The following is a 7970-nucleotide window of genomic DNA, read 5'->3' on the forward strand; positions in this document are numbered from 1 at the left end:
CTTAAGTTGACACCAGTGGCGACACAATAGCCCAGTCCGTTGCCCACTCCACAATATTGGATAATTTATTTCTTGGAGTTCCCCAATCAAAAAATTCAGGTTGCTAAACCGTTACTATCGTCAAAATAGCCTGTATTAATACTTCTAGCTCAATTGGTTTAGAAATATGATGTTGAAATCCGGCGGCTAGTGCTTGTTGTCGATCAATTTCTCCCGCATATGCAGTCAGGGCGATCGCTGGAATTTCTCCGCCTTGATCGGGTGACTGGTTTCTAATTTGACGAATTAGGGTATAGCCATCCATATCGGGCATACCAATATCACTAATTAACAAATCAAATTTTGCTTGCATCAAATTGCTCAGAGCATCATGTGCTGAGTCTGCTTCGGTCACTTGTGCCCCGTACTGTTCTAGCACAAAGGCAATAAACTCCCGCGAATCTCTATCATCGTCTACAAGCAGCGTTTGCAATCCATTGAGATTTAAATCTGAGCGATCGCGATCGGCTGTATTAACTTGATTCAATGTTGAAGTAGCGATCAGTGGCAGTTTAACTTTAAATACTGCTCCTTGTCCTTCTCCAGGACTGTCTGCGTGAACAGTTCCGCCGTGCAATTCAACCAAATGACGCACGATCGCTAACCCTAACCCCAACCCGCCAAATTTTCGCGTCGTTGTCCCATCGGCTTGGCGGAAGTAGTCAAAGACGTAGGGCAGAAACTCAGCAGAGATGCCCCTACCATTGTCGCTGACAGTAATTTGAGTATATTCCGCAGCATGAGTATCTACTTCATCCTTGATTGTTTCTAACCGCACCTCTACTCGACCACCGGGTGAGGTAAATTTAATCGCGTTAGAAAGTAGATTCCAAACAACTTGTTGCAAACGACCAGAATCACCCAACACTGGCCCAACATTCGGTTCAAACATTGTTTGAATCTGAATAGATTTAGCTTCAGCAGCCAGCCGCACGGTTTCAAGGGCAGCTTTGATGGTAGAATTTAGACCAACTGGAACTGTGTTTAAATTCAACTTTCCTTGGAGAATACGCGACACATCGAGCAAATCTTCGATTAGTTGTGCTTGCAGTTTCGCGTTGCGCTCAATGGATTCGAGAGCGTACTGAGTTTTGGCTGCATCCTGATGACTCTTTTGTAGAATTCTTGCCCAACCCAGAATTGGATTTAGGGGCGATCGCAATTCATGAGACAGCACTGCTAGAAACTCATCTTTGATGCGGTTAGCTTGCTCCGCTTGTTCAGTCTGTTGCTGCAAAGAAATCATCAGTTGATTGAGGCGATCGTTTTGCTCATGGAGCAATGCTTCTGCTCGCTTACGTTCGGTGATATCTGACAGAATAAAAACTGCCCCTGTCAGAGTCCCATCCCCATCAAGTACCGGGTCAATAGTTTTGGCAAACCAGCGTTCTTGGAACTGGAATTCGAGAATTTCCCGTTGGTGACTTTGTTTCGCACGGCGAAAACAAGTGCCATCGCCGATTCCCAATTTTGCGCCCATCAGTTCATTGTGGGCATAACCTAAGATTTCGTGGGAGGGCTTGTTAAAAAGCTGCATCATCGCTCGATTACAGCGCATAATTATCCCTTCACCGTCAACCAGAGATACGCCGTCGTTCATGGAGTCAAAGGTGATTTGCCACTCTCGCGCTGAGGACAAAGCAGCTTCCTCTGCTCGGCGAATTCGCAGCAGCGATCGCAAAGTGGCAAGCAGTTCAATTGGTTCAACAGGTTGCACCAGATAAGCATCGGCACCACTATCCAAGCCTTCTGCTTTATCCTGGCTTTGGACAAAACTTGCAGAAAGGTGTAGCACAGGGATAAAAGCCGTTTCCGGGTTTGCCTTAATTTGGCGACAGACTTCAAAGCCGCTGATATCTGGTAATTGGACATCTAAAATTACTAAGTCAGGCTGAAACTTTGCAACAGCTTCTAAGCCTGTTGCTCCATTTGCCGCTTCCACGACGCTAAAACCTGCATTTTGCAAAATACGGGTAACAACGTAACGATTGGCTTCGTTATCGTCAACATGCAGGATCGTAACCCGTGGCTCAGACATGACTTTTCCCTGAAACCTCTAGAACGAGTCCGGCTTTGACGAGCGCATCTTGAAGTTGGGCAATTGCCGTAGTTTGAGAGCCTATTTCTTTGGAAACAATGGCTATACTTTGCGCCGCTAACCTGCTCTGCGCTTCTGCATCCAGTTGAGCAGATGAGTGAATAATCACAGGAATCGACTGAGTGACGGAATTGTTTTTAAGTTGCTTGAGTACATCAAACCCGCCGATCTCTGGCATCTCCAAGTCCAGCACGATGGCGTTTGGCTGCTCCCGTTGTGCCAAATTTAATCCTTGTTTTCCATTCGTGGCTTCTAAAATGCTCAAAGGTGTATTTATTAACAACTGTTTCACCAGATATCGATAGGCGGGATCATCGTCAATTAACAAGACTTTTTGAGGCTTGTTCTCAGTAATTAGCCTATTAAGTTTGTTCAACAACGGCAATCTGTCTACCGGCTTAATTAGGAAACCGTTTGCTCCTAGCGCTAGTGCTTGCTTCTCGTTATCAACAATGGTAATAACCAGTACAGGGATAGTGCGGGTTGTTTCATCTCCTTTGATTTCTCGCAAGAACGTCCAGCCGTTTTGCCCCTCCAGCAGAATATCTAGTATAATCGCCGTCGGTCGAAGTTTTTGTAAGGCCAGCCTTGCCTGAGCTAAGGTACGGGTAGCAATCAATTGATAGATTGATTCCTGAAGGTGCTTTTCATAAATAAATAGGGTTTCTGGATGATCTTCAACCACCAGAATGGGCAGGCGAGTTAGCTCAACTGATGCGATTGGTTGCAGTACGGTAGTCAATTCGGTGGCATTTGGGTAGACGATGGGAATCAAGGCTGTAAAGGTAGAGCCTTCACCTAGCTGACTTTTCACCGAAATGCTGCCCCCAAGTAGTTCCGCTAGCTTGCGCGATAACGGCAATCCTAACCCGGTTCCCTTCACCTGCTTTTGCAGAGGGGAGTCAATTTGCATAAAATCTTCAAAAATCCGTTCTTCATCGCCAGGAGCAATGCCGATGCCCGTATCAGATACAGAGAAGGTGATGGTATGACCCGTTTGCACAGCGCTGACGCGCACCTCTCCCCGCTCGGTAAATTTCAGCGCATTTGAGACAAAGTTTCTGAGAATTTGAGCAATTTTGCCCTCATCGCTATAGAGCGGTGGAATGTCTTCAGCTTCCTCGACAATTAGGGTGACAGAGGAACCTTGAACCAATAATGGGCGTAGCATCCCCCGCAGCGTGGCAAACAAATCACTCACTTCAAAGGAACTGGGACGCACTTCAATTTTTCCAGCTTCCACCTTTGCCAAATCCAGCAAATCATTGACCAATTCTGATAATCCGTTCGCCGCCTTTTGGATGAATGTCACCTGCTTTTCTTGCTCGATAGTTAAATCCCCATCCATCCGGGCTAGCAGCATCCGAGAGAGGGACAAAATCGAGTTGAGCGGCGTGCGAAACTCGTGACTCATATTCGAGAGAAAGCGGGTTTTTAGATCGTTTACCTGTTGCAGAGAACTGGCTTTCTCATCTAGTTCTGCATAGAGTGCAACCACACCGCGATTAGTATCTTCCAACTCTTGATTGAGTTGGCTTAATTCTTCCTCGCGCTTCCGTAGCTCTGCCATAGCCCGGAGTAATTCTTGGTTTTGCTGCTGAATTTCTTGATAGGGATTTTCAGGCGATCGCCCCATTATGATTTCTCGAATCTGCTGCAATTGCGAATCGGTGAAAGTAGGTGTGCGTTTCGACAACCTTTTGCCGATTGTTACCTTTGTTCCCTGTCCCGGCAGCGATTCAATCTCAAACAAATCCATCAACCGATGAGTGCCCATGATGCCTAGCCCCGCTCCCATCTCAGAGGTGTAGCGTCCGGCCAAAACGTCCTCTAAATCAGGAATGCCCCCACCCCGATCTTGAATCTGAATCAGAAACGCTTGCGGCTCTCCTACCACAGAAAATTCAACTGTTCCGTCTTGGGCATATTGAAAGGCATTACGGGCAATTTCGGAAACTGCCGTTGCCAATCGCGCCCGATCTTGCACATCAAAGCCCAACTGCTCGGCGATCTCACGAGTTCGTTGCCGAGCTTGCACAACATCCTGTTCGTACTGAATGGCGATCGCCAAAAGGATTGTCAAGTTGCTTCGCTCCAATTCAAAATTCTTAAACTTCTAGTTATTTTTCGCGTTCTTTAAGTAATAAGTAATGAGTAATGAGTAATGAGTAAATACCCATTACTTATAAAGTAAAGTTGAATTACCACATTCTTTTTTTACTCATGATTAATTATAACGTAAGTATCAGTATTCAAGAAAGAACAGAAAACTTTGCAATCAGAGTTATTAAAGCTTATTCCGAGCTAAATAAAAGACCTTTTGACGACGCTGGTAAAATCTTGTCTAAACAATTTTTAATAAGCAGGACATCAATAGGTGCAAACTGTTCAGAAGCTAAATATGCACAATCCAATAAAGACTTTATCAATAAGTATTCTATAGCCTTAAAGGAAGCCAACGAAACCATTTATTGGATAAAAATAATGATCAAATCGGAGTTGGTGTCAAAATCAAAATTTCAAAATCTGATAGAAGAGAATGAAAGAATTATTAAAATATTAACAACTTCAATCAACAAATTGAAAGAAAAATAAAAAACAATCCACTCATTACTCATTACTCATTACTCATTACTCATTACTCATTAGCCTTAACTGCCCATTCCTTTCGCAACTAACACCGTAACATCGTCCCGCTCTCGGTAAAAGTCTCGGTATAGCACACCTGCAATCAGGCTGGGATGTTTTTGCATCAAGCCGGGATAGCGAGCAATCTGCCACTTAGCGCCTAATCCGTCAGAATGCATAATTAAAATTCCGTTGGCATACCAGGGATAGCTAAACTCTTGAATTTTGCGGATTTCATGTCCGACAGTGCCATTGTGAGATAGCAGATGACGATGCTCAGTAAAGGAGAAAATGCTAGCAGCGATGTTGCCAATTCCAGCAAAGCGGACAGACTGTTGTTCAAAGTCGATTTCGGCAATGGCAAGTACTGCTCCTCGCGTACTTCGCAAGGCGGCGTGGGCAGCTTCGACGATCGCACCCGGAGAACGATGATGATGTTCTTGAAAGATTCTTACGGCTGCGTCAGCAGCAGAAGCAGCCGCAGGCCCGTGCCCTAAACCATCAGCTACTAACAACAGACTACGGCAACAATCGACTTCCGATGTCCAGGTATCTCCTGAAACCTCTTCTCCTTGTTTGGGCAAACAGATTGCTCCAATTTCTAAAATCTTCTCAGGTTGATGGGGTGCTGAGTCTGTCCAGATATGGGCGAGAAGGGCTGTACCTTGGTTGGGAACGGAGTAAATTTCCAATAAACTAGAAAGGCGACGAATTGCACCCATACCATTGCCCAAGGTTCCGGCTGTGGAAAAGCCATCTTGCAAACACTCATCCACATCGACCATTCCCCGTCCTTTATCTAGCGATAAGATTTCAATGCCAACTCTGGAATCTTCCTTGAGCGATCGCAGCAACACGACTCCGCCGTGGGCGTGCTGTACCAGATTGTTCGCAATTTCTGTCACCACAATCGCAACCTTGCCCCGTTCTGTTTCTTGAAAACCGAGCCGAGTTGCTAAAGCCATCGCTACCCGTCTAGCTTCCCCAGTTTGGCTAGATTCAGTAATTGTGACGGCGACAGATTCTCTCATTTTATTTCCATCGTACAATTATTATCCGTGTTCCTTCTCCCACCACAGACTGAATCTCAAACTCGTTGGCAAGTCGTTTGGCACCACCCAGCCCCATACCTAAGCCGTTGCCTGTGGTGAACCCATCCTTCAGCGCCAGTTCGATATCGGAAATTCCCGGCCCCCGATCTTCAAAGGTCAGTCGGAGTCCTCGTCGTCGCCCTTCCTGAAGCGTTTCTAGCTTGAGTGTACCGCCCCCTCCGTAGTCTAGGGTATTACGGGCTAACTCACTGGCGGCGGTGATAATTTTAGTTTGGTCTACTAAGCCAAAGCCAATTTCCACGGCCAGCTGGCGCACAGACTGCCGAACTAAAACTACATCTATAGAAGATTGAATGTTAATCGTTTCAGTCTTCTCCATCATCATCTGCACCCGATTTAGTGGCAGTGATTTGATTTGTGGTTTCATTGAATGACGATGGCGTCCCGCCCGCTGGAAGCGATCGCAACAATGCCATACCCTTTTCAACGTTTAGGGCAGTGCGAATACCCGTCAGCGATAGCCCCAATTCCACTAGAGTAATTGCCACAGCAGGCTGCATCCCGACGACAACAGTCTCAGTATCCAGCACCCTTGATATTCTGGCAATGTTGGCTAAAATCCTACCAATGAAAGAATCAACAATCTCTAATCCCGAAATATCGATCAGGACACCGTGAGGGTGAGTTTGAGTGATGCGGTTTGTCAGGTCTTCTTGTAGCGTCATGGCAAGGTGATCGTGCATATCTACTTGGATTGTCACAAGTAGAAAATTGCCCACTTTAAGTATAGGAATGCATTCCATTGCTTTCTTCCAGCTATTTGGATTGAGAGCGGGTAATGGTCGTTCCCAACCGTTTTAGCGCCGTCAGAAAGGCATCGGCTAAGGTTGCTTTTGTGACTACATTTGTCAAATCAATGCCGAGATAGACGATTGTTTGGGCAATTTGAGGACGAATGCCACTGATCATACAATCGGCTCCCATGAGACGGGCGGCAGTAATAGTCTTGAGCAGATGTTGAGCAGTCAGGGTATCGACAGTGGGAACCCCGGTAATATCAATAATGGCAACTTCTGAACTGGTTTCGACAATCTTCTGCAATAACAACTCCATCATCATTTGAGTCCGGGTACTATCCAGAGTACCGATTATCGGCAATGCCAAAATTCCCTCCCAGAGTTTAACCACTGGGGTAGACAGCTCCATTAACTCTTCCTGCTGCCGCAAAATCACCTCTTCCCGCGCCTTTTGATAGATTTCAATGGTCAGCAATCCTAGCTGATCGAGTAAGTTTGTGGCTAGCCAGATATTTTCACCCAACTCAATGGGGTCTTTCAATTGCTGACGCATTCGGTTGAAGAGGGGTTGCTTGAACGAAAAGACGAATGTAGCCGTTTCTGAGGGTGTGAAACCATTTTGCGATCGCGATCGAGAAATGCTGTTGAGCATCTCCCGCATATCTTGCCATGTCGCTGTCTGAATATTGGTAAAGTTGCCCTGCCCAACGGCAATCCGAAACAAACTAAGGAATTCCCGGCACTCCTCCTTTAGCTGTGCTTCTTTAATCAAGCCTCTCCGAATATTCACAGTGGCTAGTTCTTGAGTCCACTCCGACAGCAAGTCTGCCTCGAAGGTTTCTAATATCTCTGATATCTTACTTTCGCTCATCGTTTCTTTGAGGGCAACCGCTTTCATTAGTTCAAAATCAGTGTATGACGATTCAGCCCCAAATCAAATGAGTAGTGAGTAATGAGTAATGAGTAATGGGTATTTACTCATTACTCATTACTTAAAAAATGCGAAGAATAACTTTTCCCACTGCAAATTTTACTCCTCTTAGATTGGAAAGGATTGTGCATGAATTTTTGACCCCTAAAAAGGTACAAAGTCAACACACTAGTACAACACGGCGTAAATAAACCAATCATTCCAAATCAACGAAACCCTTATGCTGTATTCATTTTTAATTTTTAATTTTTAATTCCGCCTTGCGGTTCTAGGGATCGCGGCGATCAGTTGAAATTCTATAGAGGAATGTTACACAGTTATTGAATTTTGGGAATTCTACTATAGGACGCGTATTTGATGTTTGAAAAAAAATCAGTACACTTTTATTCCTTCTTCCCTGTTCCCGGTTACCTATTCGCTGTTCC

At 45.3% G+C, this 7970-nt stretch carries 7 protein-coding genes; 1 reads left to right on the plus strand and 6 read right to left on the minus strand.

The window, feature by feature from the left end:
• Positions 1 to 103 precede the first annotated feature (103 nt).
• Together A4S05_RS28460 and A4S05_RS28465 are read right to left on the minus strand one after the other, a co-directional pair.
• Complete coding sequence (locus tag A4S05_RS28460; protein WP_069073141.1) at positions 104 to 2077, minus strand: hybrid sensor histidine kinase/response regulator; 1974 nt, start codon at positions 2075 to 2077, stop codon at positions 104 to 106.
• Positions 2070 to 4220: an ATP-binding protein gene (locus A4S05_RS28465; RefSeq protein ID WP_069073142.1), complete on the minus strand. Its 2151-nt coding sequence runs from the start codon at positions 4218 to 4220 to the stop codon at positions 2070 to 2072. The genes A4S05_RS28460 and A4S05_RS28465 overlap by 8 nt, the downstream gene beginning before the upstream one ends.
• A gap of 140 nt (positions 4221 to 4360) precedes the next feature.
• Here A4S05_RS28465 and A4S05_RS28470 point away from each other — a divergent pair, with 140 nt between their 5' ends.
• Positions 4361 to 4732, plus strand: a complete 372-nt coding sequence (locus A4S05_RS28470; protein ID WP_069073143.1) for a four helix bundle protein — start codon at positions 4361 to 4363, stop codon at positions 4730 to 4732.
• Positions 4733 to 4788: 56 nt separating this feature from the next.
• Here the strand turns inward: A4S05_RS28470 and A4S05_RS28475 are convergent, their stop codons facing one another.
• From A4S05_RS28475 to A4S05_RS28490, 4 genes are read right to left on the minus strand one after another with little or no spacing between them, the layout of a single operon-like run.
• Complete coding sequence (locus A4S05_RS28475) at positions 4789 to 5796, minus strand: ATP-binding SpoIIE family protein phosphatase (protein WP_069073144.1); 1008 nt, start codon at positions 5794 to 5796, stop codon at positions 4789 to 4791.
• 1 nt (position 5797) lies between these two features.
• Positions 5798 to 6244, minus strand: a complete 447-nt coding sequence (locus tag A4S05_RS28480; protein ID WP_256091219.1) for an anti-sigma regulatory factor — start codon at positions 6242 to 6244, stop codon at positions 5798 to 5800.
• Entirely contained in the window at positions 6183 to 6620 is a 438-nt protein-coding gene (locus tag A4S05_RS28485; protein WP_069073146.1) for an STAS domain-containing protein, read from the minus strand. Before A4S05_RS28485 ends, A4S05_RS28480 begins: the two co-directional genes overlap by 62 nt.
• 13 nt (positions 6621 to 6633) lie before the next feature.
• Positions 6634 to 7512 (minus strand): STAS domain-containing protein, encoded by an 879-nt coding sequence (locus A4S05_RS28490; RefSeq protein WP_256091220.1) that lies wholly within the window; start codon positions 7510 to 7512, stop codon positions 6634 to 6636.
• Positions 7513 to 7970 lie beyond the last annotated feature (458 nt).

This window comes from Nostoc sp. KVJ20 (genome assembly GCF_001712795.1).
GTDB lineage: Bacteria > Cyanobacteriota > Cyanobacteriia > Cyanobacteriales > Nostocaceae > Nostoc.